General features: G+C 68.1%; 26 protein-coding genes. 19 read left to right on the top strand and 7 right to left on the bottom strand.

Translation table 11 applies throughout. From position 1 onward, the window contains the following. Genes V9K99_RS28595 through V9K99_RS28605 form a run of 3 tightly spaced genes read right to left on the bottom strand, consistent with a single transcriptional unit; the run spans nt 1 to nt 2,445 of the window. A complete protein-coding gene (locus tag V9K99_RS28595; RefSeq protein WP_337011771.1) occupies nt 1–609 on the bottom strand; it encodes an ArsR/SmtB family transcription factor in 609 nt (202 codons plus the stop codon). Nucleotides 610–659: 50 nt separating this feature from the next. After that, the gene (locus V9K99_RS28600) at nt 660–1,553 is read right to left on the bottom strand and encodes a serine/threonine-protein kinase (protein ID WP_337011769.1); all 894 of its coding nucleotides are present in this window, start codon (nt 1,551–1,553) and stop codon (nt 660–662) included. Between the two features lie 49 nt (nt 1,554–1,602). Further along, a complete protein-coding gene (locus V9K99_RS28605) occupies nt 1,603–2,445 on the bottom strand; it encodes an alpha/beta fold hydrolase (RefSeq protein ID WP_337011767.1) in 843 nt (280 codons plus the stop codon). A 154-nt stretch (nt 2,446–2,599) separates the two neighbouring features. Between V9K99_RS28605 and V9K99_RS28610 the strand changes: the two genes are divergently transcribed. Then, nucleotides 2,600–2,989 (top strand): YciI family protein, encoded by a 390-nt coding sequence (locus tag V9K99_RS28610; protein WP_337011765.1) that lies wholly within the window; start codon nt 2,600–2,602, stop codon nt 2,987–2,989. A gap of 123 nt (nt 2,990–3,112) precedes the next feature. Here V9K99_RS28610 and V9K99_RS28615 read toward each other — a convergent pair whose 3' ends face one another. Continuing rightward, entirely contained in the window at nt 3,113–4,102 is a 990-nt protein-coding gene (locus V9K99_RS28615) for an N-acetylglucosamine kinase (protein ID WP_337011763.1), read from the bottom strand. Nucleotides 4,103–4,358: 256 nt separating this feature from the next. Between V9K99_RS28615 and V9K99_RS28620 the strand changes: the two genes are divergently transcribed. From V9K99_RS28620 to V9K99_RS28665, 10 genes are all read left to right on the top strand, one after another. Beyond that, complete coding sequence (locus V9K99_RS28620; protein ID WP_337011761.1) at nt 4,359–5,147, top strand: SIS domain-containing protein; 789 nt, start codon at nt 4,359–4,361, stop codon at nt 5,145–5,147. 23 nt (nt 5,148–5,170) lie between these two features. Then, entirely contained in the window at nt 5,171–6,592 is a 1,422-nt protein-coding gene (gene ngcE / locus V9K99_RS28625) for an N-acetylglucosamine/diacetylchitobiose ABC transporter substrate-binding protein (RefSeq protein ID WP_337011759.1), read from the top strand. A 129-nt stretch (nt 6,593–6,721) separates the two neighbouring features. Next, nucleotides 6,722–7,633 carry a carbohydrate ABC transporter permease gene (locus tag V9K99_RS28630; RefSeq protein WP_337011757.1) on the top strand — a complete coding sequence of 304 codons (912 nt, stop codon included), beginning with the start codon at nt 6,722–6,724 and terminating at the stop codon, nt 7,631–7,633. A 10-nt stretch (nt 7,634–7,643) separates the two neighbouring features. Then, entirely contained in the window at nt 7,644–8,546 is a 903-nt protein-coding gene (locus tag V9K99_RS28635; RefSeq protein ID WP_337011755.1) for a carbohydrate ABC transporter permease, read from the top strand. A 26-nt stretch (nt 8,547–8,572) separates the two neighbouring features. Further along, complete coding sequence (gene ngcE / locus V9K99_RS28640; protein ID WP_337011753.1) at nt 8,573–9,916, top strand: N-acetylglucosamine/diacetylchitobiose ABC transporter substrate-binding protein; 1,344 nt, start codon at nt 8,573–8,575, stop codon at nt 9,914–9,916. Nucleotides 9,917–9,936: 20 nt separating this feature from the next. After that, nucleotides 9,937–10,122, top strand: coding sequence for a hypothetical protein (locus V9K99_RS28645; RefSeq protein WP_337011751.1), 186 nt, complete (start codon nt 9,937–9,939; stop codon nt 10,120–10,122). Between the two features lie 67 nt (nt 10,123–10,189). Further along, the gene (locus V9K99_RS28650; RefSeq protein WP_337011749.1) at nt 10,190–10,594 is read left to right on the top strand and encodes a hypothetical protein; all 405 of its coding nucleotides are present in this window, start codon (nt 10,190–10,192) and stop codon (nt 10,592–10,594) included. A 74-nt stretch (nt 10,595–10,668) separates the two neighbouring features. After that, nucleotides 10,669–11,730, top strand: a complete 1,062-nt coding sequence (gene trpS, locus V9K99_RS28655; RefSeq protein ID WP_337011747.1) for a tryptophan--tRNA ligase — start codon at nt 10,669–10,671, stop codon at nt 11,728–11,730. A gap of 8 nt (nt 11,731–11,738) precedes the next feature. Continuing rightward, nucleotides 11,739–12,251 carry a 2'-5' RNA ligase family protein gene (locus tag V9K99_RS28660; RefSeq protein ID WP_337011745.1) on the top strand — a complete coding sequence of 171 codons (513 nt, stop codon included), beginning with the start codon at nt 11,739–11,741 and terminating at the stop codon, nt 12,249–12,251. 28 nt (nt 12,252–12,279) lie between these two features. Then, on the top strand, nt 12,280–13,326 hold the full coding sequence (locus V9K99_RS28665) for a YihY/virulence factor BrkB family protein (protein ID WP_337011743.1): 1,047 nt from the start codon (nt 12,280–12,282) through the stop codon (nt 13,324–13,326). On the opposite strand, the gene V9K99_RS28670 is transcribed toward V9K99_RS28665, so the two are convergent. Then, nucleotides 13,323–14,447, bottom strand: coding sequence for a D-alanyl-D-alanine carboxypeptidase family protein (locus tag V9K99_RS28670; RefSeq protein WP_337011741.1), 1,125 nt, complete (start codon nt 14,445–14,447; stop codon nt 13,323–13,325). The genes V9K99_RS28665 and V9K99_RS28670 overlap by 4 nt on opposite strands. A 46-nt stretch (nt 14,448–14,493) precedes the next feature. Further along, nucleotides 14,494–15,435 carry a zinc metalloprotease gene (locus tag V9K99_RS28675; protein ID WP_337011739.1) on the bottom strand — a complete coding sequence of 314 codons (942 nt, stop codon included), beginning with the start codon at nt 15,433–15,435 and terminating at the stop codon, nt 14,494–14,496. A 190-nt stretch (nt 15,436–15,625) separates the two neighbouring features. Here V9K99_RS28675 and V9K99_RS28680 point away from each other — a divergent pair, with 190 nt between their 5' ends. The 8 genes from V9K99_RS28680 to V9K99_RS28715 all read left to right on the top strand — a co-directional run bounded on the left by V9K99_RS28680 (nt 15,626) and on the right by V9K99_RS28715 (nt 25,590). Then, nucleotides 15,626–16,990 (top strand): glutamine synthetase family protein, encoded by a 1,365-nt coding sequence (locus tag V9K99_RS28680; protein ID WP_337011737.1) that lies wholly within the window; start codon nt 15,626–15,628, stop codon nt 16,988–16,990. Next, nucleotides 16,971–17,684 (top strand): gamma-glutamyl-gamma-aminobutyrate hydrolase family protein, encoded by a 714-nt coding sequence (locus tag V9K99_RS28685; RefSeq protein ID WP_337011735.1) that lies wholly within the window; start codon nt 16,971–16,973, stop codon nt 17,682–17,684. The genes V9K99_RS28680 and V9K99_RS28685 overlap by 20 nt, the downstream gene beginning before the upstream one ends. Then, nucleotides 17,681–19,027: an aldehyde dehydrogenase family protein gene (locus V9K99_RS28690; protein ID WP_337011733.1), complete on the top strand. Its 1,347-nt coding sequence runs from the start codon at nt 17,681–17,683 to the stop codon at nt 19,025–19,027. The genes V9K99_RS28685 and V9K99_RS28690 overlap by 4 nt, the downstream gene beginning before the upstream one ends. Then, entirely contained in the window at nt 19,028–19,807 is a 780-nt protein-coding gene (locus V9K99_RS28695; RefSeq protein WP_337011731.1) for a 3-oxoacyl-ACP reductase, read from the top strand. 9 nt (nt 19,808–19,816) lie between these two features. Continuing rightward, nucleotides 19,817–20,542, top strand: a complete 726-nt coding sequence (locus V9K99_RS28700; protein ID WP_337011729.1) for a FadR/GntR family transcriptional regulator — start codon at nt 19,817–19,819, stop codon at nt 20,540–20,542. Between the two features lie 84 nt (nt 20,543–20,626). Next, a complete protein-coding gene (locus V9K99_RS28705) occupies nt 20,627–22,162 on the top strand; it encodes an amino acid permease (protein WP_337011727.1) in 1,536 nt (511 codons plus the stop codon). A gap of 251 nt (nt 22,163–22,413) precedes the next feature. Then, nucleotides 22,414–25,170, top strand: a complete 2,757-nt coding sequence (locus V9K99_RS28710) for a helix-turn-helix transcriptional regulator (protein ID WP_337011725.1) — start codon at nt 22,414–22,416, stop codon at nt 25,168–25,170. A gap of 183 nt (nt 25,171–25,353) precedes the next feature. Beyond that, nucleotides 25,354–25,590 (top strand): SCO4848 family membrane protein, encoded by a 237-nt coding sequence (locus V9K99_RS28715; protein ID WP_337011723.1) that lies wholly within the window; start codon nt 25,354–25,356, stop codon nt 25,588–25,590. Here the strand turns inward: V9K99_RS28715 and V9K99_RS28720 are convergent. Next, nucleotides 25,562–26,359 carry a helix-turn-helix transcriptional regulator gene (locus V9K99_RS28720; RefSeq protein WP_337011721.1) on the bottom strand — a complete coding sequence of 266 codons (798 nt, stop codon included), beginning with the start codon at nt 26,357–26,359 and terminating at the stop codon, nt 25,562–25,564. The genes V9K99_RS28715 and V9K99_RS28720 overlap by 29 nt on opposite strands. Between the last annotated feature and the right edge of the window lie 13 nt (nt 26,360–26,372).

The raw sequence follows: 26,372 nt of genomic DNA on the forward strand, positions 1-26,372 counted from the left end.
CTACTCCTCAGGCTCGGGCTCGGGCTCGGGGGAGATCGTGACGATCTGGGTCATCGAGACGTGCCGGCTACCAGGTGGGCGGGTGGACTTGTCGTCGATCGGCCGCTCGTCGACGTACCGCTTGAGCAAGGCGTCGATCTGCTCGGTGAGTTCCTTCAGTTCTTCCCCGGTCAGGTAGACGCCGGTCTGCCCGATGCCCGAGTTGTCCCGCCAGATCGCGTCCTCGTCGCCCCGGCGCTGCTGCCACTTCGCGAGTGAGTCCAGCGCCCGCTCGGCCAGCAGTTGCTCGAGTACGTCGGCAGCCGCGGCACCCTCGGGTGTTCGCGAAGCCTCGCGCCACGACTGCGACGTCGAGACCAGGCGCCACGGACGCTCGCGGTTGTCCTTACCGGGCGCCGGCTCGACGAAGTCGTACTTGGCCAGCTGCCGGAGGTGATGTGAGGCGAGCGCCTGGCTGATCCCGAGCGTGCGCGCCGCGTCCGCCGCGGTCAGCGGCCCCTCACGTCCCAGCAAGGTGAGCAGATCCAGCCGCACCGGGTGGGCCATCGCCCGGATCGCGAGTGGATCGTCCAGCAATCGCAGCCGCCGCGGATCCTTCTCCAAAGACATGCTTGGAATATGCGCAGCAGGTCAGACCGATGTCAAGCCGTTGCTTGGAATCAGAGCAGGATGACGGCGACGGCGAGCAGCGCCGCCCACCGCCAGAGCCGGCCGATCGCTGGCCGGTGCCGGACCGGTTCCTCGACCGCCGGAGTGTCGAGGTCCACTCCGGCGGCGATCTCGGCGGCGCTCGGGCGACGCGCCGGGTTCTTCGCCAGCATCCGGAGCAGCAGGTCCTCGACCGGGCCGGCCAGCTCCGGGCGCGATGCACTCGGCGGTGCCGGCTCGGTCCGGACATGCTGAGACAGGATGTCGGTGATGTCGTCGCCGGTGAACGGTGGTTGTCCGGTCACCAGTTGATAGAGGACGCAGCCGAGCGAGTAGACATCCGAGGCGGCGGTGGCCGGTTTGCCCTGGGCTCGTTCCGGGGCGAGGTACAGGCTGGTGCCGAGCACCTGGCCGGGCGTCGTACTGGTCGGGTCGGTGACGAACCGGGCGATGCCGAAGTCGGCGACCTTCACCGTCCCGTCCACGTCGATCAGCAGGTTGGCCGGCTTGATGTCGCGATGGACGATGTCGCGCCGGTGCGCCGCGGCGAGTCCGGCGGCCGCCTGCCGGATGATGTCGAGGGCCCGCTCGGGCTCGAGCGGGCCGCGCATCGCGAGCTCATGGGCGACGCTGCGACCTTCGACCAGTTCCATCACCAGGAAGTAGCTGCCGTCCTGCTTGCCGAAGTCGTACGCCGCGACGACATGCGGGTCCTTCACCATCGCCGCGGTCCGCGCCTCCCGGCGAAACCGCGCCGCCGCGAACGGATCGCGTCGATTGGGGAGGAGCAGCTTGACCGCCACCGGCCGGCCGAGGAGTTCGTCGCACCCCCGGAACACCTCGCCCATCCCACCGTGACCGAGGATCTCGGTCAATCGGTAGCGCCCCGCGAGCATCACCTCCATCCAGTACCCAGGCCGGCGCCGGTGAATCAACAGTTGCCCAAGGCCCCCGTCAGCCGGTGTGTTCGCGGATCCACTCGAGGGCCGGCTCGGCATGGGCGAGGACGGAGATATGGCTGTCGCCCGGGTACAGCCGCAGCGACGCGGACGGGATGTGCTCGACCAGCCAGTCCGCGTGCGAGCGGGGGATGATGCGGTCGTCCTCGCCGTGGCAGAGCAGGGTCGGGGCGGTGATCGTGCGCGGGTCGCAGCCCCATGGGACGACATAAGAGCAGTCGTCGTCGACCAGGCCGTCGGGTCCGTTCGGCATCGACGTGTCCCCGGCGACCGATCCGAGCCAGCCCCACGGCCCTTCGAACATGGCCAGGTCGGCCTTGGTGAACTCCGGGTCGTACTCGATCCCGGAGGTCTCGTGCCGCACCTTCTCTTCCCGGCCGGCAGCTGCCGCTCGGAGTGACGCGAGTCCGGACGGGATCATGCCGTCGTACCAGTCCAGACCATCGGCGTCGTACGGCGCGATGGCGGCGAACGTGGTCACGGCCTCGACCCGGTCACCGAGGACCGCGGCCGAGCCGAGGGCGTACGAGCCGCCGCCCGAGAAGCCCATCAGGGTGAAGGTGCCGATGCTGAGCGCGTCGGCGACCGTGGTCAGGTCGGCCGCGACCGAGGCCATCGTCCGCCCCGGTGCTGCCGTCGAGCCGCCGTACCCGGGCCGGTCGAACGAGATCCAGCGGATCCCGAGCCACTCACCGGCCTCGAACAGCGGCTCGGGCGGGGTGCCGAGGTTCGGCGTGCCGTGGTGCCAGAACACCGGCAGCCGGCGGTCGTCACCGGGGGCGCTGTCGTACACGTGCAGGGTGCGGCCGTCCGCCAGCCGGAGGTCCGTCTCGTTCATGTCGCTCACCTTAGGTCGGAGATTGCTTGGCGAGCGGTACGTCGGACGTCCCGCGGCGAGCTCGACATTTCGGCCGATTCACGAAATGTCGAGGTTCCCCGGCGACCTCCGACGTCTGCTGCGAAGATCCATCCAGACTCCGAAAGGAACCGTCATGAAGTACCTGCTGCTGATCCACAGCAACCCGATCACCTGGGGCCACCCGTCCTTCCTGAACACCGAGGAGGGGCAGCGGCTGCCGGCGAAGGCACGCGAGGCGCTGGCCGCCCAGCTGGAGAAGCTGGTCACCGAGCTGTCCGAGTCGGGCGAACTGGTGACCGCCGTACCCCTCGAGGCGCCGGCACGGACCAAGGTGGTCCGGATCCGCAAAGGTGTCCGCGCCACCACCGACGGCCCCTACTCCGAGGCCAAGGAACAACTCGCCGGCGTCTTCATCATCGACGTCGCCACGCCGGAACGCGCCGAGGAGATCGCCGCCCGCATCCCCGAAGCCGAATACGGCAGCGGGGTAGAACTCCGCCCCGCCTCCGTCTTCGAAGACTGAACCCCCAACCCCCGATCTCAGGGGATAACCCCCGGGATCGGGGGTTGCCCCCTCGGATTCTCAGTGGGCAACCCCTCACCTCGGTGGGCATCCCCTCGGATGAGGGGTTGCCCCAGGAGGGGGTCAGCTGACCAGGCGGGTGTGGTTCTCGCGGGTGGCGAGGGTGGGGTCGAGGGTGCCCAGGGCCAGCCAGGTGGCGCCGCCGACGCCGTCGCGGGCGGTCAGCACCTCGCCGGAGAAGTGCTGGTGGATGGTTTCCCGGATCAGCCGGCCGACCGGAGATGATTCCCCGGCAACACTGCCGGCAAGGATCATCGGGCCCTTGTCCGACGTTGTCCTGAGCCGTCCGACCGTTTCTGTGAGCAGTTCGGCTGCGCGTTTCACCAAGGCGTGTGCGGTCTCGTCGTTCTGCTCGAAGCCCCACACCACGGTCCGGGCCAGCTCGGCCAGCATCACCGGCGGGCGGCCGTTCACCGCCCGGATCAGGTCGTCACGCAGTACGTCGTACCCCTCACGCTGGGCGATCCCGGCCTCGTCCCGGTCCGGCAGGATTGCCTGGACGACGGCCTGACCGAGCACACCGATCGGTTCACCCAGATCCAGTTTGCGCAGCACACTGCGCACCGCCTCCCGGCCGAGCCAGAAGCCGGAGCCGTCGTCGCCGAGCAGCCAGCCGTGGCCGTCCGCCGTCCGGACCAGCTGGTGGTCGCGGACCAGGCCGGCCGCGCTGCCGGTGCCCGCGATCAGCACCACGCCGTCCGGCTCCGGCGTACCGGAGGCGAAAGCGACCTCCAGGTCGCCGATGAACTCGGGGTTGCTGGTCAGCCCGGCCCCCTGCCAGGCGGCGTCGAACTGGGCCCGGACGTCGGGCCTGGCCAGCGCCGACCCGCCGGCCGCGCCGATCACGGCCGCCTTGACCGCGGTCGGATCCAGCCCGGCCAGGGCGGCGTGAAGCGCCTGCCCGAAATTGGCCGCGGCACTTGCGGGGTGGCTGGTCGGATTTCCGCCCGCGGCCGCCCCTCGACCGACTACGTTGCCCTCATGGTCCGCGATCACGATCCGGGTGGAGGTGCCGCCGAGATCGCCGCCCAGGACCAGTGCCGATGCTGGCATCAAGACCACTGAGTCCGCAGGTTCCGGCAGCGGGCGTTCTACCGACATGGGCCATGCTCCAAACTGCTCGAAAGAGTTCTCTAGTGGACAACAACAAACAAGGTCACGCAACGGTCCCGATCTGGGGAGAAGAGTGAGATGAGCCTTGACTTTAGCTGCCAGTTGAGAAAAGTTCTGTCCAGCAAACCGCAAACTTGCGCACTTGTCGGCACCAGGTGTGTCGCGGCGAACACATTGTCGAGGGGTGGGGCCGCAGATGGCCAGCAGTAACCAGGGCGGACCGGGGGAGACCGGCGGAGTGAGCGCGCAAGCTTTTGTTCACGCGCTGACGCCGATCATGGCCGCCGTCACCGAGCAGATCGACGGCCCGATCCAGGCCGCCGCCGAGCTGTTCACCGCGGCGCTGCGCAAGAACGGCGTCATCCAGGCCTTCGGGTCCGGCCACTCCGAAGCGCTCGCGATGGAGATCGCCGGCCGGGCCGGCGGGCTGATCGCGACCAACCGGATCGCGCTGCGCGACCTGGTACTCCTCGGCGGCGAGCCACTCGAACTGCTCCGCGGCGGCGAACTCGAACGCGACCCATCGATCGCGCGCCGGCTCTACGACCTGGCCGAGCCGCACCCGGCCGACCTGTTCGTGATCGCGTCCAACTCCGGGGTGAACGGCTCGATCGTCGAGTTCGCCACGGTGGTGAAGGAGAAGGGTCACCCCCTGATCGCGATCACCTCACTGCAGCACACCGGCGGGATGGACTCACGTCACCCGTCCGGCAAGAAACTCATCGACTTCGCGGACGTGGTGCTGGACAACCATGCGCCGTACGGCGACTCCGTGCTCGACCTGCCCGACGGTGGCAAGGTCTGCGCGGTGTCGTCCATCACCGCCGCGCTGATCGCGCAGATGCTGGTCGCCGAGGTCCTGCGCCGGCTCACCGAGGCAGGGGAGACCGCGCCGGTCTACCTGTCCGCGAACATCCCGGGCGGCGACGACCACAACCACGCCCTTGAAGCACAGTACGCCGGCCGGATCCGGCGTACTGCATGAAACACTCTCGGAAGGCGGGACCCATGACCACTCCTGACAACCTGTCGCGGCGGCTGTTCCTGCAGCGCGCGGCGGTCGGCACGCTACTGGCCACCGGCGGCAGCACGCTGCTCTCCGCGTGCGCCAGCGGCGGCAGCGACGACGGCAACACCGGCGGTGGCGGCGCCGACAAGACGGCCGAGAACCCGTTCGGCGTCAAGGATTCCGACCCGCTGGACGTGGTGATCTTCAAGGGCGGGTACGGCGACGACTACGCCAAGGCCCACGAGGAGCTCTACAAGAAGAAGTTCCCCGGCGCGACGGTCAAGCACGCCGGGATCACCGACATCACCCCGCAGCTGCAGCCGCGCTTCAACGGCGGCAACCCGCCGGACGTGATCGACAACTCCGGTGCCTCGGCGCTGCCGGCGTCGACGCTGGCCACCAGCGGGCAGCTCGCCGACCTGACCCCACTGTTCGACGCCGCCTCGATCGACGACTCGAGCAAGAAGGTCCGCGACACGATCGAGCCGATCACCCTGGAGGCGGCCCAGCTGAGTGGCAAGCCGCTGCTGCTCAACTACGTGCTGACCGTCTACGCGATCTGGTACAACAAGCCGCTGTTCGCCAAGAACGGCTGGGAGCCGGCCAAGACCTGGCAGGAGTTCCTCGACCTGTGCGAGGAGATCAAGAAGGCCGGCATCGCGCCGATGGCCCACCAGGGCAAGCACCCGTACTACATCGGCCAGGTGATGATGGACATGGCCGTGAAGCACGGCGGTCACGACGTCATCAAGGCGATCGACGAGCTGCAGCCGAACGCCTGGAAGCACGAGTCGGTCAAGGCCGCCGCCGAGGCGATCCTGGAGATCAAGGGCAAGGGCTACTTCATGCAGGGCACGGAGGGCCTGGACCACATCCAGTCCCAGACCGCCTGGAACCAGGGCAAGGCGGCGTTCATCCCGTCCGGCTCCTGGCTGGAGAACGAGCAGAAGCCGGTCGCGCCGAAGGACTTCGAGACCACCGCGGCCTACACCCCGCTGCTGGACGGCTCGAAGCTGCCCGTCGACTGCACCGAGATCGCCGCCGGTGAGCCGTTCATCGTCCCGGAGAAGGCGAAGAACAAGGCCGGCGGCCTGGAGTACATGCGGATCATGCTGTCGAAGGAGGCGGCCGGCAAGTTCACCGAGCTGACCGGTTCCCCGACCGTGGTCAAGGGTGCCGGCGAGGGCCTCAAGCTCAGCCCGGGCGCGTCGTCCTCGAGTGAGCTGCTGAAGTCCGGTGGCGAGAACAACTGGACGACGTACTTCGCCGCGTGGTACTCGACGATGGACAAGCCGATCCGTAGCGTGTGGGGAGAGCTTGCCGCCGCCCGCATCACGGCCGACGAGTTCTGCAACCGGGCGCAGAAGATCGCCGACGACACGGCCAAGGACCCGAAGACCGTCAAGCAGACCCGCACCTGAGCACAAGCTGAGGTGTAGGTAGGCATCGCAGACCCGACGTCGAGTCTGCAGTCATTCGAGCTGTGAAGGGGGCGGAAGGAGATCAGCCGCTGGGCTGATCCTTCTGCCTCCTGCTCTGTAAGGAGAGAGATGCGGCACGGCAGTTACCGGTTCGTCGCGAGTTTCCTCGCGATTCCACTGGCGTTGTATGCGATCTTCGTGATCTCCCCGTTCGTCCAGGCCTTCTACTACTCGCTGACCGACTGGACCGGGATCTCACCGGAGTTCAACTTCGTGGGTTTCGACAACTTCCAGACCCTCGCTCGCGACGCGGTGTTTCGCCAGGCACTCGGGCACAACCTGATCCTGCTGATCGGGCTGCCGCTGATCACGATCTTCCTCGCCCTGGTGTTCGCCTACCTGCTCAACGTGGGCGGGCGGGCGAACGCCGCGGGCGTGCAGGGGGTCCGGGGCAACGGCTTCTACAAGCTGGCCTTCTTCCTGCCCCAGGTGCTGTCGGTGCCGGTCATCGCGGTCATCTGGGCGACGGTGATGACCTCGACCGACACCGGTCTGCTCAACTCCTTCACGAAGGCGATCGGCCTGGGGACGTCGGAGTACCTGGCCGATCCCGACATTGCGCTGTACTGCGTGATGTGGGTGCTGATCTGGGGCAGCGTCGGGTTCTACCTGGTGCTGTTCAACGCGGCCATGTCCGGCATCCCGAAGGACATCTTCGAGGCCGCCATCATCGACGGTGCCGGCCGGTTCTCGACGTTCTACCGGATCACCCTGCCGCTGCTCTGGGACACCATCCAGACCTCCTGGGTGTACCTGGCCATCCTGGCGCTGGACGCGTACGCGCTGGTCGCGGTGATGACCGCGGGACCGGGCGGACCCGACAACTCCACCCAGGTGATGGGTCTGCAGATCGCGGACAACGGATTCCAGTACGGCCGGGCCGGCTACGCCTCGGCGATGGGCGTGGTGCTGTTCTTCCTGACGCTGATCATCGCCGCTGTCATGCTCCGGGCCACCCGCCGCGACCGGATCGAATACTGAGGGGCCGGAAATGACCGTACCTGTACAGCTCGACGTCGAGGACACCAGCGCGAAGCCCGCGCCGGCGATCCGTCCGGCCGGCGGCAAGGACCGCGCCTTCAGCCCGGTGAACGTGTTCTCCCACACCGTGCTGATCGCCTGGAGCATTCTGGTCGTGGTGCCGTTCGTCTGGGCGCTGCTCGCGTCGCTGAAGAGCACCGGCGAGATCTTCGGCGACAACCCGTGGGCGTTGCCCAAGGACCTGCTCTGGTCCAACTTCTCCAGGGCCTGGGACAAGGGTGTCGGCCAGTACCTGTTCAACAGCCTGGTCGTGGTGGCCGGCGGTGTCTTCGGCACCATGTTGTTCGGCTCGATGGTGGCCTACGTGCTGGCCCGCTACGAGTTCCCCGGCAACCGCTTTGTCTACTACCTGTTCGCGGCCGGGATGATGTTCCCGACCTTCCTGGCGATCGTGCCGCTGTTCTTCGTGGTCAAGGGCTTCGGGATGGTGTCGACGTACCAGGGCCTGATCCTGGTCTACATCGCCTACTCGCTGCCGTTCACCGTGTTCTTCATGCATGCGTTCTTCCGAACGCTGCCGACCTCGATCGCCGAGGCCGCGCTGGTCGACGGTGCCTCGCATGCGACGACGTTCTTCCGGGTGATGCTGCCGATGGCCAAGCCCGGCCTGATCAGCGTCGGCATCTTCAACGTGCTGGGTCAGTTCAACCAGTTCGTGCTGCCGTCGTTCCTGTCGCCGGAGAAGCCGGTCCTCTCCCAGGGCATCGCGACGCTGCTCGGCAGTCAGCGCTACGAGAACGAGTGGGGCATCCTGTTCGCCGCACTGACCATCGCCATGGTCCCGGTCATCGCGGTCTACCTGGTCTTCTACCGTCAGGTCCAGGCCGGCCTCACCGGCGCCACCCTCAAGTAACCCGCCGGGAACGCTAACCTGCCGGGGTGCTGAAACGTCGGACTGTGCTGCAGGGGGCGCTCGCGGGCGCCCTCCTGAGCAGCTGTTCGTCGGGTACGACAGCGCCGACGGTGGATCCGGCGAATCCGTTCCGGGTGGCCTCCGATACGCCGGTCGAGGTGCTGGCCGGCGAGGAGTACGGCGGGTTCGGTGCGGCGTCGTACCGGAAGAAGTATCCGGCGGTGAACGTGACCGCGACCGTTTCGGACAAGCTCCGGGATCTGGCGCTGCCGCGGTTCGCGGCCGGGAATCCGCCGGATGTGGTGCTGAACTCCGGCGACGGGCGGCTCGAGCTCGGGCGGTTGGTGGGACAGGGGCAACTGGCGGATCTGCGGGCGCTGCTGACGGCTCCGGCCTGGGACAACGCCGACGCGACGGTGCAGGACGCCGTACTGCCGGGGATGCTCGACGCCGGGCGGTACGACGGGTCGCAGCGGACGGTGAACTATGTCGCGACCGTGTACGGCCTGTGGTACTCGGCCGCGCTGTTCCAGCGGTTCGGCTGGGACATCCCGCGCACCTGGCCGGAACTGCTTGCCCTCGGCACCGAGATGAAGGCGGCCGGACTCGGGCCCTTCGGGTACGCCGGTACGCACCCGTACTACCTGCTCGAGATGGTGCTCACCCTGGCCGCGAAGACCGGCGGCCACGACGTGGTGAAGCGGATCGACAACCTCGAGGACGGCGCCTGGAAGGACGAGAGCGTCACCCGCGCGATCACCGCGGTCGGCGAGCTCGGCAAACGCGGGCTGGTCGCGCCGGGGACCGCCGACCTCGATCACATCGCTTCACAGAAACGCCTCCTCGCCGGGAAGGCCGGCCTGCTGCCGTGCGGAAACTGGCTCGAGAACGAGATGAAACCGCTGATCCCGCCGACCTTCGGGCTGACCATGATCGGCGTCCCACCGCTCGACGGGTCGTCCGCGCTCGCCCGTGGCCTGCATGTCGCGGCGACCGCGCCGTACCTGGTGCCGGAGAAGGCGAAGAACAAGGCCGGCGGATACGAGTACCTCCGGGCGATGCTGTCCAAGGACGTCGCCACCCAGGTCACCCAGGAGTCCAACCAGCTCACCATCGTCCGCGGCGCGGCCGACGGCCTGGAGATCAGTACGGCGCTCCGTTCGGCCCGTGACCTGTTGACGGCTGCGGGTGATCAGGTCGTCACCTGGTACTTCGCCGACTGGTATCCGGACTTCGCGACGACCGCGGCCGTGGCGACCGGTCAGTTCCTGGCCGGCGGTCTCCAACTCTCGGAGTGGACCGCCAGGATCCAGTCCGCCGCCGACAAGGTCAAGCAGGACAAAGCGGTCACGAAGTACCACCGGGACTGAGATTGGGTTTAGGTTACGGCGTGGCCTGGCAGGACGTGGCCCGCACGGTCGGGACCGTGCGCGATGAGCACCCCGAGTTCAAAGGCCAGCAGGCGCTGATGGCGACGCCGTGGCAGGGCTACTTCATCTACGGCACCCAGGACCCGCGGTCGCGGCTGCTGACCGACTTCGGCTTGGTCGACGGGGACCCGGCCACCAACGCCTGACCTGGGAAAAAAAGGCCTCGCCGTCGGCAAAAAGCCGTCGTAACCTCGGAAGAGGGTGGTGAGGTTGATGGAGTGGTTGGCTCTTCTGCTCCTGTTCTTGGTGTTGTGCGTGCTGCTCAATCTGGTGCTGCCGCAGCCGCCGCCGTCGCGTTGGCGCCGGCGGGTGCAGGCGCGGGCGGGGTGGCTGACCAGGCGGCTGCGTCGGCACACTGTCCCCGAGCCCGATCCGTTCGACACACTGCGGTTGCAGACCAGGCTCGGTCACCTCGCCGGGAAGATCCGCGTGGTCGAGGAGACGCCGCGGATCTACGCCAAAGCCCATCGGCTGATGGCCCTCGAGGCGGCGTACGACGACCTCCTCGACGAGGCCTGCCGCCTGGCCGGCGTACCCACCGAGGCCGACCTGCAACGAGGCGAAGAAAAACGCTGGCACGAGGAGCAAGAACTGGCGTCCCGAGGCTGGTCCTGGTGACCTAGCGAGGTTTATGGGGGTGGCGGACCCGCCCCGGTGTGGGTTGGAGCTGGGGCGCTGGCAGAATCGGGGGCATGTCTGTAGCTGCGCCTGACCCCTCCGCAGCCGGTTCCCAGCGTCGCCCTCGGGTGCTGTCCGGGATCCAGCCGACGGCGGACTCCTTCCACTTCGGCAACTACCTCGGTGCGTTGCGTCAGTGGGTGGCCCTGCAGGACGACCATGACGCGTTCTACTGCGTGGTCGACCTGCACGCGATCACCGTGGAGTACGACCCGAAGCAACTGCGGGAGCGGACCCGCCGCTCGGTGGCGCAGCTGCTGGCCGCCGGGATCGACCCGGAGCGGTCGACCCTGTTCGTCCAGTCACACGTGCCCGAGCACGCCCAGCTGGGCTGGGTGCTCGGCTGCCTGACCGGGTTCGGCGAGGCCAGCCGGATGACGCAGTTCAAGGACAAGTCGGCCAAGGGCGGCGCCGAGCGGGCCACCGTCGGCCTGTTCACCTACCCGATCCTGCAGGCCGCGGACATCCTGATCTACCAGGCCGACCGGGTCCCGGTGGGTGAGGACCAGCGCCAGCACCTGGAGCTGACCCGCGACCTGGCCGGGCGGTTCAACCACCGGTTCGGCAAGACCTTCCGGCTGCCCGAGGCGTACATCGTCAAGGAGACCGCGAAGATCGCGGACCTGCAGGACCCGACCGCGAAGATGAGCAAGTCGGGCTCCTCGCCGGCCGGCATCATCGACCTGCTGGACGACCCGAAGGTGAGCGCGAAGAAGATCCGCTCCGCGGTCACCGACTCCGGCCGCGACGTGATCTTCGACCCGGAGAACAAGGCCGGCGTGGCCAACCTGCTGACCATCTACTCGGCCCTGACCGGCCGCAAGATCAGCGAGCTCGAGGACGAGTACGCCGGTCGCGGGTACGGCGACTTCAAGAAGGACTTGGCCGAGGTCGTGGTCGAGTTCGTCACCCCGTTCCGGGAGAAGACGCTCGGCTACCTGGACGACAAGGCCCAGCTGGACGCGATCCTGGCCGCCGGCGCGGAGCGCGCCCGGGCGGTCACCGAGCCGACCCTGCAGCGGGTCTTCGACCGGCTGGGATTCGTCCCCGGGCCGGCCCTCGGATCGGGCCGGTAGGGCCCCGGATGGCGACGATCGGTGTCGCGATCCCGATCGCGGAACCCTATGGCTCGGAGTTGCAGAAGTACCGGGCCGAGTTCGGTGATCCGATGGCCTCGTCGATCCCCACCCACGTGACCCTGCTGCCGCCGACCGAGGTGGCCGACGCCGACCTGGGCGTGATCGACGACCACCTGCTCGAGGTGGCGGCACGGTTCCCGAGCTTCCGGATCCGGCTCCGCGGTACGGCGACGTTCCGGCCGATCTCCCCGGTGGTGTTCGTACCGCTGGCCGAGGGCATCTCGTCGTGCGAGGTGCTGCAGTCGCAGGTCCGGTCCGGCCCGCTGCAGGTGGAGCTGCGGTTCCCGTACCACCCGCACGTGACAGTGGCGCACGACCTGGACAAGGAGGCGCTGGACTTCGCGTACGACGCCCTGTCGGAGTACGACTGCGCCTTCGACGTCGACGCCTTCGGTCGTTACGAACACGGTGCCGACGGCGTGTGGCGGCCCCAGCGGTCGTTCCCGCTGGCAGGCTAGCTCCGGCACTCACGGGTACAGGAGCGGTATGCGGATGAAGGCAGCGTGGAGCCGGTTCACGAAGACGCAGCTCTGGCGCGCCTGGAAGCGGTACGGCGACCGGCGCGGCAACCGGTTGGCAGGGGCAACGACCTTCTTCGGGTTCCTGTCCCTGTTCCCGCTGATCGTGCTGGCCGCGGCGGTCGTCGGTTCGCTGCTGGGCGAGGACGCGATCGAGACGCTGAAGGAGTCACTGGAGCAGAACCTGCCCGTGATCGGCGAGCGGATCGACATCGACTCGCTGGTCGCCCACTCCGGCACCATCGGGCTGATCGCGGGGGTTTCGCTATTGTTCACCGGGCTCGGCTGGATCGACTCGCTGCGCGCCTCGATCCGGTCGATGCATGAACTGGATGACGAGCCCGGGAACACGGTCCTGCTCAAGCTCACCGATCTCGGTGCGCTGGTCGGTCTCGGCGTGGTCGGCCTGATCGCCACCGGTGCCGCGTCGATCCTGGCCGGGCTGTCGGAGCGCATCGTCGACTGGGCCGACCTGGAGGGGAGTTGGCTGGCGAGCTGGGGCATCGAGTCCTGCAGCGTGGTGGTCGGCATCGGCGCGGGCGCCGTACTGTTCCTGTACCTCCAGACCGTGTTGCCGCGGATCATCCTGCCGCGCAAGGTCGCGCTGATCGCCGCGCTGGCCGGCGGGATTCTGTACTACCTGGCGCAGAAGCTCGGCAACGTCTATGTGGACCACGTCATCGGCACCAACGCCGCGTATGGCGCACTGGCCTTGCCGCTGGCGCTGCTGGTGTGGATCTTCCTGATGACGCGCGCCATCATGCTCATCGCCGCCTGGGCAAAAGAGGCCACGCTCGACGCCCGGGCAAGCGAGGAAGCAGCAGCAGAGCCACCATCGCCTGAACCTCTTGTGGAGCCGTTGCTGCCTGGGCCGCCTGGTAAGCGGTACAAGGTCGTGCCGGTGCCGCAGAAGAAGGCGGACACAGTTGCGGTGGCTGCAGGTGCGTTGCTCGGCGTCACGGCTAGCGCCCTGGCCCTGCAGCTGGCTAAGGCCGCCCGCGCTGTCCGGCGTTAGTGACGGCGTCTTCTGAGCGCTCGTGGCCGTCGGAGGAACAGTCCGAGGAGTAGGACCGGTGGTCCCGCATAGGCCCAGGCCGGGACGCGGAGTGCCAGTGACTGGACGGCCTGGCCGGGGTTGAGGACTGTGCGGCTTCGGGGCGGCTGCGCCGTACCGGAGTCCTTCTTCTTCTCCGTGGGCCCGGCCGGTGCCTTCGGCGCGGCGGCGGGCTTGACCAGGGTGCCGACCGGCTTGAGCTGGTCGTAGTTCTTGAACGTCCAGCTGAGCAGGTTGGTCGCGTCCTCGGTGATGCCGTGCGGTGCGTTCATCAGCGTCACCGCCAGCGTGTGGCCGTTGCGGCGGGCCGCTCCGATGAACGTGTTGCGAGCCAGTGTCGTGTAGCCGGTCTTGACGCCCAGTGCGCCGTCGTAGCTGAACAGCATCTTGTTCTGGTTCGCGACCTGGTACGTGCCCTTGTTGCCGGCATTCGGGAAGGCCGTGAACTTCGTCGACGCGTACTTGGCGAAGTCGGGCCGGGCCAGGCCTGCCCGGGCGAACAGGGCCAGGTCGTAGGCGCTGGAGTACTGCCCGTCGGCGTCGAGGCCGGTCGGGTCGGTCACGGTCGTGTCGAGCGCGCCGATCTCCTTGGCCTTCTGGTTCATCCGCTGGATCGTTCCTTTGACGCCGCCCTGGTCGTGGACGCACAGCGCGTGCACCGCGTCGTTGCCGGACGCCAGGAACATGCCCTGGAACAGCAGGTCCACGGTGTACCGCAGGCCGGGGTACACACCGACCTTGCTGCCCTCGATGCCCGCGTCGGAATCGGTGCCAACGACCACGTCGCTCTTCTTGAGTCGCGGCAGCAGGACCAGCGCTGTGAGGGTCTTGAGCGTGCTGGCAGGCCGCAGCTTGGCGTGCGGTGCCTTCGCGGCCAGTACCTCGCCGGTGTCGAGATCGGCGACGACGTACGCGGATGCCTGGACCGCCGGCGGCGTCGCCCCGTCGGCGACCACCGTCGGCTTCGTGGTCAGCAGGTCGCCGCCGACCGGGCCTTGTGGGCCCTGGTCGGCGGCGGTTGCTGTCAGCGGGCCGCTGATCACCAGTGCGGTGGTAGCGGCTGCTGTCAGAAGCACACGCATCGGCCGCACTCTAGACGGCCTGGGGTGTCAATGTCACAGGCGGGTCTCATGCCCGGTAGGCAGTCCACATGTTGCTGATGCGGGTGCTCTGGCCGGGAGTGAACTGGTTGTAGCAGGAGTCGTAGGAGTAATCCATGTAGTTGTGGATGGGGTCCAGACCGGATAGCGAGCAGGAGTCGCGACCGGTCGGGCAGCCGCTGCTGGCACTGCCCTGGGCGGGCGTGTCGGACACGGAGTCGTTCGTGGTCGTGCAGCCACCCTGGAACGTGTGGTAAAGCCCGAACCAGTGGCCGGCCTCGTGGGTCGCGGTCTTGCCGAGGTTGAAGTTCGTCGACGAACCACCCGGCAGTGAGCTGTACTGCACCCGGATGCCGTCGATCGACGGGTTGCTCGCGTAGTCCCACGGGAACGTGGCGATGCCGAGGTAGGAGAAGTTGACCAGCCAGATGTTCAGCGCGTTCTTGCCGCCCTTGCGGGTCTGCGCGCGGTACGTCGTACTCTGACCGTCGCGGTGCCAGGTGCTGTTGTTGTAGCGGTAGGTGCCGGCCAGGTAGAAGCTGAAGCCGGTGTTCGCCGCCTGGGACGACTCACCGCCGGCGAAGTTCTGGTTCAGCTCGGCGATCTGCTGCGAGATCTGGGTGTTTGTCACGTCGCCGGCGCCGGAGCTGCTGCGCATCACGTGGATGTACACCGGCACACTGGCGGAGGCGAGGGTACCGGCCTGCGGCGTGAGTCCACGGGCGGCCTTCGCCTTCAGGATCTGCGCCGTCTTCGCGTCGATCGCCTTCTGCTCGGCCGCCGACAGCTCCCGGTGGTCCGCACCGTGGCCACCGCGGGCGGCAGGTCCCTCAGCGGGGGTGAGACACGGGTTGTTCAGCTGATCGGCCGGCAACTTCGCTGTCGCCTGACCACCGAGCGGACTGAAGGTGAGCGCCGTACCAGCCAGCAGGACGGCCAGGGCGCGGGGACGGGTGATGAAAGATCGCATGGGTGCGTCCTCCGTGATCGGGCCGCTTGGGCGGTGCGGCCGAATCCCCCGATTTTCCGCACGATCCCGCCAACTGCAAACCCATCTCCTGACCATTGAGTGCCACGGCACCACCACGCCGGACGTTGACACGGGCGGCTAGGCTTTGAGTCAATGGACTGGGAATAGACCAATAAACTCTGGAGTGGCCGTGGCTGCTGGTAGCGGGACGTTGAGTGTGCAGGAGCTGCGGGATCTGGTGGCTCGAGGGCAGGTCGACACCGTGCTGGTCGCGATCACGGACATGCAGGGGCGGTTGCAGGGGAAGCGGTGCGGCGGCCGGTACTTCGTCGAGGAGGTGCTCAAGCACGGGACCGAGGGGTGCAACTACCTGCTCGCGGTGGATGTCGACATGAACACCGTCGACGGGTACGCCATGTCGTCCTGGGATCGCGGGTACGGCGACCTGGTGATGGCGCCCGACCTGGACACGCTCCGGCTGATCCCGTGGCTCGAAGGTACGGCGATGGTGCTGTGCGACGTGGAATGGCTCGACGGGACCCCGGTGGTCGCGTCACCGCGGCAGGTCCTGCGGGCGCAGCTGAAGCGGCTGGCCGACCACGGCATGAAGGCGTACGTCGGCACCGAGCTGGAGTTCATCGTCTTCGACGACACCTACGAGTCCGCCTGGGACAAGCGCTACCGCGACCTCACTCCGGCGAACCAGTACAACGTCGACTACTCGCTGCTCGGCACCGCGCGGATCGAGCCGCTGCTGCGCGACATCCGCAACGGGATGACCGGCGCCGGCCTGTACGTCGAGTCGGCCAAGGGCGAGTGCAACCTCGGACAGCACGAGATCGCCTTCCGGTACGACGAGGCCCTGGTCACCTGTGACAACCACTCGATCTACAAGACGGGTGCGAAGGAGATCGCCGCCAAGCACGGCAAGGCCCTGACCTTCATGGCCAAGTACGACGAGCGCGAGGGCAACTCCTGTCACATCCACCTGAGCTTCCGGTCCACCGAAGGCGCTGCAGTCCTGGCCGGTGATCGCGATCACGGGTTCTCCCAGTTGATGGAGTACTTCATCGCCGGTCAGCTCGCCTGCCTGCCCGACTTCACCTACCTGCTGGCGCCGAACATCAACTCCTACAAGCGGTTCAGCAAGGGCAGCTTCGCGCCGACCGCGGTCGCGTGGGGCCTGGACAACCGCACCTGCTCGCTCCGCGTCGTCGGCCACGGTGAGTCGCTGCGGGTGGAGAACCGCCTCCCCGGCGGCGACGTGAACCCGTACCTCGGCGTCGCCGCGATCATTGCCTCCGGCCTCTACGGCATAGAGAACCAGTTGGAGCTCGAGCCCCTGCTGGAGGGCAACGCGTACGAGTCCGACAAGCAGCACGTGCCGACCACGCTGCGCGAGGCGGCCGCGCTGTTCACCGGCTCGACGATCGCCCGCGAGGCGTTCGGCGACGAGATGGTCGACCACTACGCCAACGCCGCCCGGGTCGAGCTCGATGCGTACGACGCCGCCGTCACCGACTGGGAGCGGGTCCGTGGTTTCGAGCGCCTCTAAGCCCAGGATCGGCCTGACGACGTACCTCGAGCCAACGGTCTGGGGTGTCTGGGAGCGTGACGCCGCGCTGCTGCCGCGCGTCTATCTGGATGCGGTGGTCGCGGCCGGAGGGGTGCCGCTACTGCTGCCGCCGGTTGGCACGGATCCGACCGTGCTCGACGTACTGGACGGCCTGATCGTCGCGGGCGGGTGCGACGTCGATCCGTCGACGTACGACGCCACACCGCATCCGGAGACGGTCGACACGAGGCCTGTCCGGGACGAGCACGAGAAGACGCTGATCCAGGCGGCGCTCGACCGGGATCTGCCGTTGCTCGCGATCTGCCGCGGTCTGCAGATGCTCAACGTCACGCTCGGCGGGACGTTGCAGCAGCACCTGCCGGACGTGGTCGCGCATGACGAGCACCGGCCGTCGCCGGCGATCTTCGGCACCACGGAGGTGAAGGTCGAGCCGGGCACGCTCACCGCGCGGCTGTTCGGCGACCGGACCAGCGTGCGGTGCTACCACCACCAGGCGCTCGATGTGGTCGCACCCGGTCTGACCGTCACGGCCCGCGCCGGGGACGGGACCGTGGAGGCGGCCGAGGTGGACGGCCACGACTTCGCCCTCGGCGTGCAGTGGCACCCGGAGGAGAACCCCGACGACCTGCGGCTCTTCACCGCATTGATCGCTGCATCCAGGAGCATTTCATGACGTACGACGTGATCAACCCGGCCACCGAGAAGGTCGTCCGGACGATCTCGCTGGCCACCGAGCAGGACGCGGACGCCGCGATCGCCCGGGCCGCCGAGGCCTTCGACACCTGGCGAAACGTGACGCCGGCCGATCGCGGCCGATTGCTGCGCCGGTTCGCCGAGGCGGTCGACGCCGACCTCGAGAACCTCGCCGCGCTGGAAGTCGAGAACGCCGGCCACACGATCGGCAACGCCCGCTGGGAGGCGGGCAACGTCCGCGACGTCCTGACCTACTACTCGGCTGCCCCGGAACGCTTGTTCGGCAAGCAGATTCCCGTTGCCGGTGGCATCGATGTGACCTTCCAGGAACCGCTCGGCGTGGTCGGCGTGATCGTGCCGTGGAACTTCCCGATGCCCATCGCCGGCTGGGGATTCGCTCCCGCGCTGGCGGCCGGCAACACCGTCGTACTGAAGCCGGCTGAGCTGACGCCGTTGACCGCGCTCCGGCTCGGGGAGTTGGCCTTGGAGGCCGGCTTGCCGCCCGGTGTGTTCGAGGTTGTCGCCGGCAAGGGTTCCGTTGTCGGACAGCGGTTCGTCACGCATCCCGCCGTACGTAAGGTGGTCTTCACCGGGTCGACGGCGGTCGGCAAGCAGATCATGGCCGGGTGTGCCGAGCAGGTGAAGCGGGTGACGCTCGAGCTCGGCGGGAAGTCGGCCAACATCGTCTTCGCCGACGCGGATCTGGAGAAGGCCGCGGCCCAGGCGCCGTACGGCGTGTTCGACAACGCGGGGCAGGACTGCTGCGCGCGGTCGCGGATCCTGGTCGAGCGGTCGGCGTACGACCGGTTCATGGAGTTGCTGGAGCCGGCGGTGCAGAACTTCCGGGTCGGCGATCCCAGTGATCCAGAGACCGAGATGGGTCCCCTGATCTCCAGAGGTCAGCTCGAGCAGGTGGCGTCTTTTGTCGACAATCCTGTGATCCAAGGGACGGCGCCGACCGGACCCGGGTTCTGGTTCCCGCCGACTGTGCTCGCGCCACCGAGTGACCGCGCGGTCCGGGAGGAGATCTTCGGGCCGGTCGTCGCGGTGCTGCCGTTCGAGGACGAGGCGGACGCGCTGCGGATCGCGAACGACAGCGAGTACGGGCTGTCCGGGTCGATCTGGACCCGGGACGTCGGCCGGGCGCTGCGGGTCGGCCGCGGGGTCGAGGCGGGCAACCTGTCGGTCAACTCGAACTCGTCCGTCCGGTACTCGACCCCGTTCGGCGGTTACAAGCAGTCCGGGCTCGGCCGCGAGCTCGGCCCGGACGCGCTGGACGCGTTCACCGAGACCAAGAACATCTTCATCAGCACGGAGGACTGAATGACTGACGTCAAGGCGAGCCGGCTCGAGGGCCGGGTCGCGGTGGTGACCGGCGGCGCGAGCGGAATCGGCCTGGCCACGGTACGGCGGCTGGCTGCGGAGGGCGCGCGTGTCGTCATCGGCGATCTCGACCCCGCTGCCGGCAAGGCCGCCGCGGACGAGGTCGGTGGGCTGTTCGTGGCGACCGATGTCACCGACGCAGTCGCCGTGGAGAACCTGTTCAAGCAGGCCTTCGACACCTACGGCAGTATCGACATCGCCTTCAACAACGCGGGGATCTCGCCGCCCGACGACGCGTCGATCCTGGACACCGGCCTGGAGGCGTGGCGCAAGGTGCAGGAGGTCAACCTGACCTCGGTGTACCTGTGCTGCAAGGCGGCCATCCCTTACATGCAGCGACAGGGCAAGGGCTCGATCATCAACACCGCGTCGTTCGTCGCGGTGATGGGCGCGGCCACCTCGCAGATCTCGTACTCCGCGTCGAAGGGCGGCGTGCTGGCGATGAGCCGTGAGCTCGGCGTCGAGTTCGCCCGGCAGGGGATCCGGGTCAACGCGCTCTGCCCGGGGCCGGTGAACACGCCGCTGCTGACCGAGCTGTTCGCGAAGGACCCGGAGCGGGCGCAGCGGCGGCTGGTCCACGTCCCGATGGGCCGGTTCGGTGAGCCAGACGAGATCGCGGCCGCGGTCGCCTTCCTGGCCAGCGACGACGCCTCCTTCATCACCGCCAACACGTTCCTGGTCGACGGCGGCATCTCAGGTGCCTATGTGACGCCGCTCTAGTCTGGTGTCATGGTTGCCCAGGCAGACGACGCGTTGTTCCGGCCGGTCCGGACCGGCAACCCGTTCGAGGAAACGGTCGAGCGGTTGCTGCAGGCAATCAAGCTGGGCGTCGTCGTGCCGGGTGACCGACTGCCGTCCGAACGCGACCTGGCGGCCCGGCTGAACGTCAGCCGGGTCACCCTGCGCGAGGCGATCCACGCCTTGACCGAGGCCGGGTACGTCGAGTCCCGGCGCGGACGGTACGGCGGTACGTTCGTCAACGAGCAGCTCCCGGCCCCCCGACGTACCTCGGCCAAGCGGTTGGCCCGCGAGCTGGGCAACGGCCTGGACGATGCTCTGGTACTGCGTTCTGCCTTGGAAACCGGCGCCGCGGAGGCGGCCGCATCCAGGGTGCTGAGCGCCGGCGAACGCGAACACCTGCAGCGCTGCCTCGCCGACACCTCGGCGGCGAAGTTGTCGGACTACCGCCGCCTGGACTCCCGTTTGCATCTCGCGATCGCCGAGGTCACCGGCTCGCCGTCGTTGACCTCCGCGACCGCTGACGTCCGGATGCGGCTCAACGAACTGCTGGACGCGATCCCTTTGCTGGAACGCAATATCCAGCACTCCAACGAGCAGCACGAGGAAATCGTCGACGCCATTCTGGCGAGCGACCCGGAGGCAGCTCGCCGGGCGATGCAGGAACATCTGTCCGGCACGGCGGCTCTGCTCAGAGCCTTTCTCAGTTTCCCTTGACACCGCATGTGGTAGGTGCCTCAATTGGTCAAAGGTCTGGGGGAAGACCATTGAGGCCGTACCGCTGCTGCCCTAGGAGGCCCGGTGAGCAAGGACGAGAGTGTTGAGCCCACGACCCTGAGCGAGGACGAGAAACGCCTGCACCAACTGGGATACGCGCAGGAGTTGTCCCGGACGATGTCCGGCTTCTCCAACTTCGCGGTGTCGTTCACGATCATCTCCATCCTGTCCGGCTGCCTGACCCTGTACGGGTTCGGGATGAACACCGGCGGCCCGGTGATGATCGTCTGGGGCTGGCCGATCGTCGGCCTGATGACACTGTTCGTCGGCCTCGCGATGGCGGAGGTGTGCTCGAGCTATCCGACCGCCGGCGGTCTGTACTACTGGTCCGCCAAGCTCGCGCCGTCCAATGGTCCGGCCTGGTCCTGGTTCACCGGCTGGTTCAACTTCCTCGGTCAGGTCGCGGTGACCGCGGGCATCGACTTCGGTGCGGCCTTCTTCCTGAACGCGTTCCTGGATCTGCAGTTCGGGTTCAGCGCGACCCCCGGCCACACCATCCTGTTGTTCGGCATCATCCTGCTGGTCCACGCTCTGCTGAACTCGCTCGGCGTGAAGCTGGTCGCGCGGCTCAACGACATCAGCGTGTGGTGGCACATCGTCGGCGTCCTGTTCATCGTCGGCGCGCTCGTCATCCTGCCGGACAAGCACCAGTCGGCCGGGTTCGTGTTCGGCGAGTTCGTCAACAACACCGGCTGGGGATCGACCTTCTACGTCGCCCTGCTCGGCCTGCTGCTGGCGCAGTACACCTTCACCGGGTACGACGCCTCCGCGCACATGACCGAGGAGACGCACGATGCGGCCCGGTCCGGTCCGCGCGGGATCGTGATGTCGATCCTGGTGTCACTCGGTGCCGGATGGGTGCTGCTGATCGGCCTGACCTTCGCGATCCAGAGCTACGACGGTTCGCTCGAGAGTGAGACCGGCGTACCGCCGGCCCAGATCTTCATCGACGCGGTCGGGCTGACGATGGGGAAGGTCCTGCTGCTGGTAGTTATCGGGGCGCAGCTGTTCTGCGGGATGTCGTCGGTGACGGCGAACTCGCGGATGATCTACGCATTCTCCCGCGACGGCGCGCTGCCGGGATCGAAGTTCTGGCACCGGATCAACCACAAGACCCGGACCCCGACGAACGCGATCTGGCTGGCCGCGGGCGGGTCGTTCCTGTTGGGTCTGCCGTATCTGTGGAACACGACGGCGTACGCCGCGGTGACGTCGATCGCCGTGATCGGCCTCTACATCGCCTACGTGATGCCGACGCTGCTCCGGCTGCTGCAGGGCAACAACTTCCAGCCTGGTCCGTGGTCGCTGGGCCGCTGGAGCCGCCCGATTGGCATCATCGCGATCGCCTGGGTGGTGTTCATCACGGTCCTGTTCATGCTGCCCCAGGTCAGCCCGGTCGGCCCGAGCACCTTCAACTACACCCCGATCGCCGTCCTGGTCGTGCTCGGCTTCGCCGGCGTCTGGTGGCTCGTCTCCGCCCGCAAGTGGTTCACCGGCCCGAAGGTCCAGGGCTCCGAGGAGGAACTGGCCGCGATCGAACGCGACCTCGAATCCATCTGATTTTCAACCAACCGAACGCGAGCGGCCGGGTCCCGGGAAACCGGGGCCTGGCCGCTCGGTCGTGCATTGTCGACAACCGGCCTGCCCCATTGGTGCCCCGGCATCATCGTGCCGTCCAGACTGCTCTGATCTGGGCAGCGACGGGTGACAGGATGGTGACGGGATGGTTTCCTCATGTGACACTCGCCGTGTCGGATGGTCGTTGACTGTGATAATCGGCGAGGGTAAACCTTCGAGGAGTTACGTGATCGATGACTGACGACGAGCTGGTCGGGCGGGCCGGGCTGGTCGAGCGTGCGCGGAAGCAGCTCGAGACCAGCGGCAGCGTGCTGCTCTACGGCCCGACCGGGATCGGCAAGTCCGCGCTCGGCCGGGCGCTCGTCGCGGACCGCACCCGGGCCGGTTGCCGTGTGCTCAGCGCAGCCCCGTCGCAGTCCGAGGCCAGCCTCCCGTACGTCACGCTCCTCGACCTCCTCTCCCACCAGCTCGAGCTCGCCTGGCAGGTCCTGCCCGACCACCTCCGCCAGCCCCTCGAGGTCGCCCTGCTCAAGGCGAGCGCGCCAGACACTGTCCGGGACGAGTTGGCCGTGCGCCTCGCCGTACTGCATGTACTGCGCCGCCTGGCAGCGAGCGGTCCCGTGTTGCTCGTCGTGGATGACATCCAGTGGGTGGACCCGTCCAGCCTCGAAGTACTCACGTTCTGCGCTCGCCGGCTGTCCGACGGCGTACACATGCTCGCCACCGAACAGGTGGCCGACGGCGACCTCCCGGTGATGGCAGAGGCGTGCCCGGAGCCGGTGCTGCAGCTGGAGGTCCCGCCGCTCACGGAGCCCGACGTACTCGGTCTGCTGCGTCAGCGTCTCTCCAACCCGCTCCCGGTGCGCACGGCACGCAGGATCTTCACCGCCAGCGCCGGCAACCCGTTCATGGCGCTGGAGCTCGGCCGAGCAGTACTGCGGCATCCGCAAGGCGTCTCGCCCAACGACCCGCTCCCGGTGTCCAGCCGGCTCAAGACCCTGCTCGGCGACCGCCTGTCCGACCTGTCCACCGGGACGCACGAGCTCCTGCTGCACGCAGCCTCGTCACCACGTCCGACGACGGCTCAGCTCGCCCAGTCGCTCGAGCGGTCGATCGACACCGAACTCGCCGAAGCGGAGGACCTCGGGCTGATCGACGTGTCCTCTGAGCGACTGCGGTTCACCCACCCGTTGCTGAGGGAGTTCGTGTACGCCGAGGCGACCTCAGCGGCCCGTAGACAGGCTCACGCCCAGCTGGCCGCCGTGGTCGACGAGCCGGTCGAGAACGCGACGCACCGCGCGCTCGCCACCCAAGAGGCCAACCCGGAGCTCGCCGTCACCATCGAGGAGGCCGCCGCGGTCGCGGCCGGCCGTGGCGCGCCCGGAGCCGCCGCAACGTTGTGGCGGTTGGCGGCGGAGCGTACGCCGATCAACCTGCAGGACGAGCGGGCTCGCCGCCTGACCCGGGCCGCTGATGACGCCGCGGCCGCCGGGCATCTCGCGGAATCGGCTGAGATGGCGCGTCTCGCCGTCATCGCGGCCACGAAGCCAGAGACCAAGGTGCCCGCGCTGTTGCTGCTGGTGGATGCTGCCTGGCCCGATCGCGACCGCCGGGTCGAGTTGCTGGCCGAGGCGTTCGAGGCCGCGGTCGGGGACCAGCGGCTCGAGGCGCGGGTGCGGATCATGCGCAGCCACAGTGAGTACTTCGACCGCCGTCTGGACGAGGCGCAGGAGGACGCTCGGGTCGCCGAGGCCTTGGCTCGGGAGTCCGGTGACATCGAGGCAGTCGTGGACGCGCTGAGCGCGGCGAGTTCGGTGCAGATCGCCCGGGACGCCGAGCAGACCGCGGACGCGCTGCTGCAGGAGGCCGCCGACCTGTCGCATGACCTTCCGCTGACCAAGACCGTGGTCAACGCGCGGCAGATGGCGGCGATGCGGGAGCTGTTCCGCGGCCGGACCGGCGAGGCGATCAAGGCGATCAGCGAGCTGGTCGACGAGGTTCGCGACGGCGGTGCGATGCGCTGGCTGGCATCCGTCCTCATCTCGGCGACCGCGATCTACGAGCGGAGCGGCCGTGGCGCGGACGCGCTCGCGGCGGGTCACGAGTGCTACCAGTTGATGCAGGACATCGGCGAAGAGGCCGAGGTCGGCATGATCATCGCCAGCCGCGCGGAGTGGGTCGGCGGTTCGGCGGCGATGGGACGGCAGCTGGCCGAGGCGGCGCTGGAAGGTGTCCGCCTGGTCGGGAACGACGAATGGACCGGCCCGGCGTTGGCGAGCCTGGGCCTGATCGGCGTACTGACCGGAGATCCGCAGCGTGCGGTCGAGGCGTTCGACGCGATCGCGGACTCGGGCGAGGCGGCGATGCCGTTCGACCCGGCCGTCATTCCTTGGCACGCGGACTACGCGGAGGCGCTGGTCGCGGCCGGACGCCTGGAGGACGCGGCTGCGCTGATCGCCGACATCCGGGCACGCGCGGAGACGCTGGACCGCGAGGTCGTGCGGGTCGGTCTGGCGCGCTCGGAGGCCCTGCTGATCGCGAAACAAGGTGACCCGGCCGCCGCGCTGGATCTGCTGGAAAAGACGATCAGTACGGCGGGGGACCGCGTCTACCCGCTGGACCTGGCCCGCTGCGAACTCACCCGCGGCCGGGTGGCCCGCCAGGCCCGCCGCCGTTCGGTCGCGCGGACGGCGTTCCTGGACGCGATCGAGCAGTTCGAGACGTACGGCGCCCCGGCCTGGCGCGAGGTGGCCGAGACCGAACTCGCCCGCCTCGACGTCCCGAGCCGCAGCCGGCAGCCCTCCGAGCTCACCGACAACGAGCTACAGATCGTCTCGATGGTCCGCGACGGCTCCACCAACCGTGAGATCGCTGCAGCCCTCTACCTCAGCGTCAAGGCGGTCGAATCCCAGCTGACCCGTCTCTACCGCCGCTTCGGTGTGGCCAATCGCACCCAGCTGCTGCGGATGGTCGATCGCCCGCAGGGCTGACGTTTTCGGTTGAACGTGGTACGGGTCTGCAGGGAAACCCTTGAGGTGACCCGTGGGTAGCTTCGGATGTCTTGCTGTCCGCCGACTGATGGACAAGTGTCGTTCGGGTGAGCTCGCCCCTCGCCCCGGGGCGGCCGAGTGAGGCGCGGCCGCCCCGTTTCGAGCGCTTGCGACAATGACCAGGTGAAACTCGAACGCAAGCACGCGCTGGTCCTGCTCGGGATCGCGGTCTGGAACGTCGTCACCTACCTGCGCTTCATCAAGGCCCTCGCCGACACCGAGGGCCGCCCGACCGGGTACTACGTCGCACACACGATCCTGATCGTGGTGAACCTGCTCATCGCCGCCCTGCTCGGCACCTGGGGCGTCCGGGCGTACAAGGCGTCGAAGGTCAGCCCTTCACAAAACTCGTCGGTGTGACCCCGAGCATCTTCCGGAAGTGCCGGTTCAGGTGTGACTGGTCGTAGAAGCCGGCCAGCGTCGCCACCTCGGCCGGCGGGCGCCCGTCGAGCAGGTACCGCCGGGCCAGATCGACCCGTCGCCCGGTCAGGTACCGATGCGGCGGCATCCCGTACTCCCGGCTGAACGCCCGGACCAGATGCGCCGGATGCGCATGCACCAGCGCCGCCGCCTGGTCCAGCGTGATCCCTTCTGGCACTGCCTCATCCAGTACTTCGCGCAGCCGTTTCGCCACCCCGGCATCGCGCCTGTCCGGTGGATCGGTGACGTTGCGGCGGAGGTGCTGCCGCAGTCGCTCCTCGATCAGGGTGAGCCTGCTCTGTGCCTCCAGGTCTTCCTTGCCGTCTCGTAGTACGCCGTGCAACTGGTGAATGCGGTGTCTCAGGACGGGATCGACGTACTCGGGCTGGTCGACGGCCGCACCGATCAGGTTGTCGCTTTCGCCGAGCCGATCGGGCTCCAAGTACAGCACCCGCTTGCGGAACCCCTCCGGCCGGACCGATCGGCCGTCGTGCGGCACGTTCGGCGGCAGGAGTGACACCTGCGCCTGAGCCAGCCCGTGTTCGCGGTGGTCGAGGTCGTACTGCACCGCGCCCTCGTCCACGATCAGCACGGTCCAGGCGTCGTGCGTGTGGCTCGGGTACGCGTGCGAGGGGAAATGGGCGTGCAGAACCTCGACGACGCCGCTCAGCGCGGGCCGCCACGCCCTGACCTCGGCGCCACCGCTCACGTCTTAGAACATA

It is taken from the genome of Kribbella sp. CCNWLW201 (assembly GCF_037203805.1).
Classification (GTDB): domain Bacteria; phylum Actinomycetota; class Actinomycetes; order Propionibacteriales; family Kribbellaceae; genus Kribbella.

Excerpts from the sequence above, each read along its gene's own strand:
- V9K99_RS28595 (WP_337011771.1), bottom strand. The coding sequence starts at position 609 with ATGTCTTTGGAGAAGGATCCGCGGCGGCTGCGATTGCTGGACGATCCA.
- V9K99_RS28600 (WP_337011769.1), bottom strand. The coding sequence starts at position 1,553 with ATGGAGGTGATGCTCGCGGGGCGCTACCGATTGACCGAGATCCTCGGT.
- V9K99_RS28605 (WP_337011767.1), bottom strand. The coding sequence starts at position 2,445 with ATGAACGAGACGGACCTCCGGCTGGCGGACGGCCGCACCCTGCACGTG.
- V9K99_RS28610 (WP_337011765.1), top strand. The coding sequence starts at position 2,600 with ATGAAGTACCTGCTGCTGATCCACAGCAACCCGATCACCTGGGGCCAC.
- V9K99_RS28615 (WP_337011763.1), bottom strand. The coding sequence starts at position 4,102 with ATGCCAGCATCGGCACTGGTCCTGGGCGGCGATCTCGGCGGCACCTCC.
- V9K99_RS28620 (WP_337011761.1), top strand. The coding sequence starts at position 4,359 with ATGGCCAGCAGTAACCAGGGCGGACCGGGGGAGACCGGCGGAGTGAGC.
- ngcE (WP_337011759.1), top strand. The coding sequence starts at position 5,171 with ATGACCACTCCTGACAACCTGTCGCGGCGGCTGTTCCTGCAGCGCGCG.
- V9K99_RS28630 (WP_337011757.1), top strand. The coding sequence starts at position 6,722 with ATGCGGCACGGCAGTTACCGGTTCGTCGCGAGTTTCCTCGCGATTCCA.
- V9K99_RS28635 (WP_337011755.1), top strand. The coding sequence starts at position 7,644 with ATGACCGTACCTGTACAGCTCGACGTCGAGGACACCAGCGCGAAGCCC.
- V9K99_RS28650 (WP_337011749.1), top strand. The coding sequence starts at position 10,190 with ATGGAGTGGTTGGCTCTTCTGCTCCTGTTCTTGGTGTTGTGCGTGCTG.
- trpS (WP_337011747.1), top strand. The coding sequence starts at position 10,669 with ATGTCTGTAGCTGCGCCTGACCCCTCCGCAGCCGGTTCCCAGCGTCGC.
- V9K99_RS28660 (WP_337011745.1), top strand. The coding sequence starts at position 11,739 with ATGGCGACGATCGGTGTCGCGATCCCGATCGCGGAACCCTATGGCTCG.
- V9K99_RS28665 (WP_337011743.1), top strand. The coding sequence starts at position 12,280 with ATGCGGATGAAGGCAGCGTGGAGCCGGTTCACGAAGACGCAGCTCTGG.
- V9K99_RS28670 (WP_337011741.1), bottom strand. The coding sequence starts at position 14,447 with ATGCGTGTGCTTCTGACAGCAGCCGCTACCACCGCACTGGTGATCAGC.
- V9K99_RS28675 (WP_337011739.1), bottom strand. The coding sequence starts at position 15,435 with ATGCGATCTTTCATCACCCGTCCCCGCGCCCTGGCCGTCCTGCTGGCT.
- V9K99_RS28690 (WP_337011733.1), top strand. The coding sequence starts at position 17,681 with ATGACGTACGACGTGATCAACCCGGCCACCGAGAAGGTCGTCCGGACG.
- V9K99_RS28695 (WP_337011731.1), top strand. The coding sequence starts at position 19,028 with ATGACTGACGTCAAGGCGAGCCGGCTCGAGGGCCGGGTCGCGGTGGTG.
- V9K99_RS28700 (WP_337011729.1), top strand. The coding sequence starts at position 19,817 with ATGGTTGCCCAGGCAGACGACGCGTTGTTCCGGCCGGTCCGGACCGGC.
- V9K99_RS28710 (WP_337011725.1), top strand. The coding sequence starts at position 22,414 with ATGACTGACGACGAGCTGGTCGGGCGGGCCGGGCTGGTCGAGCGTGCG.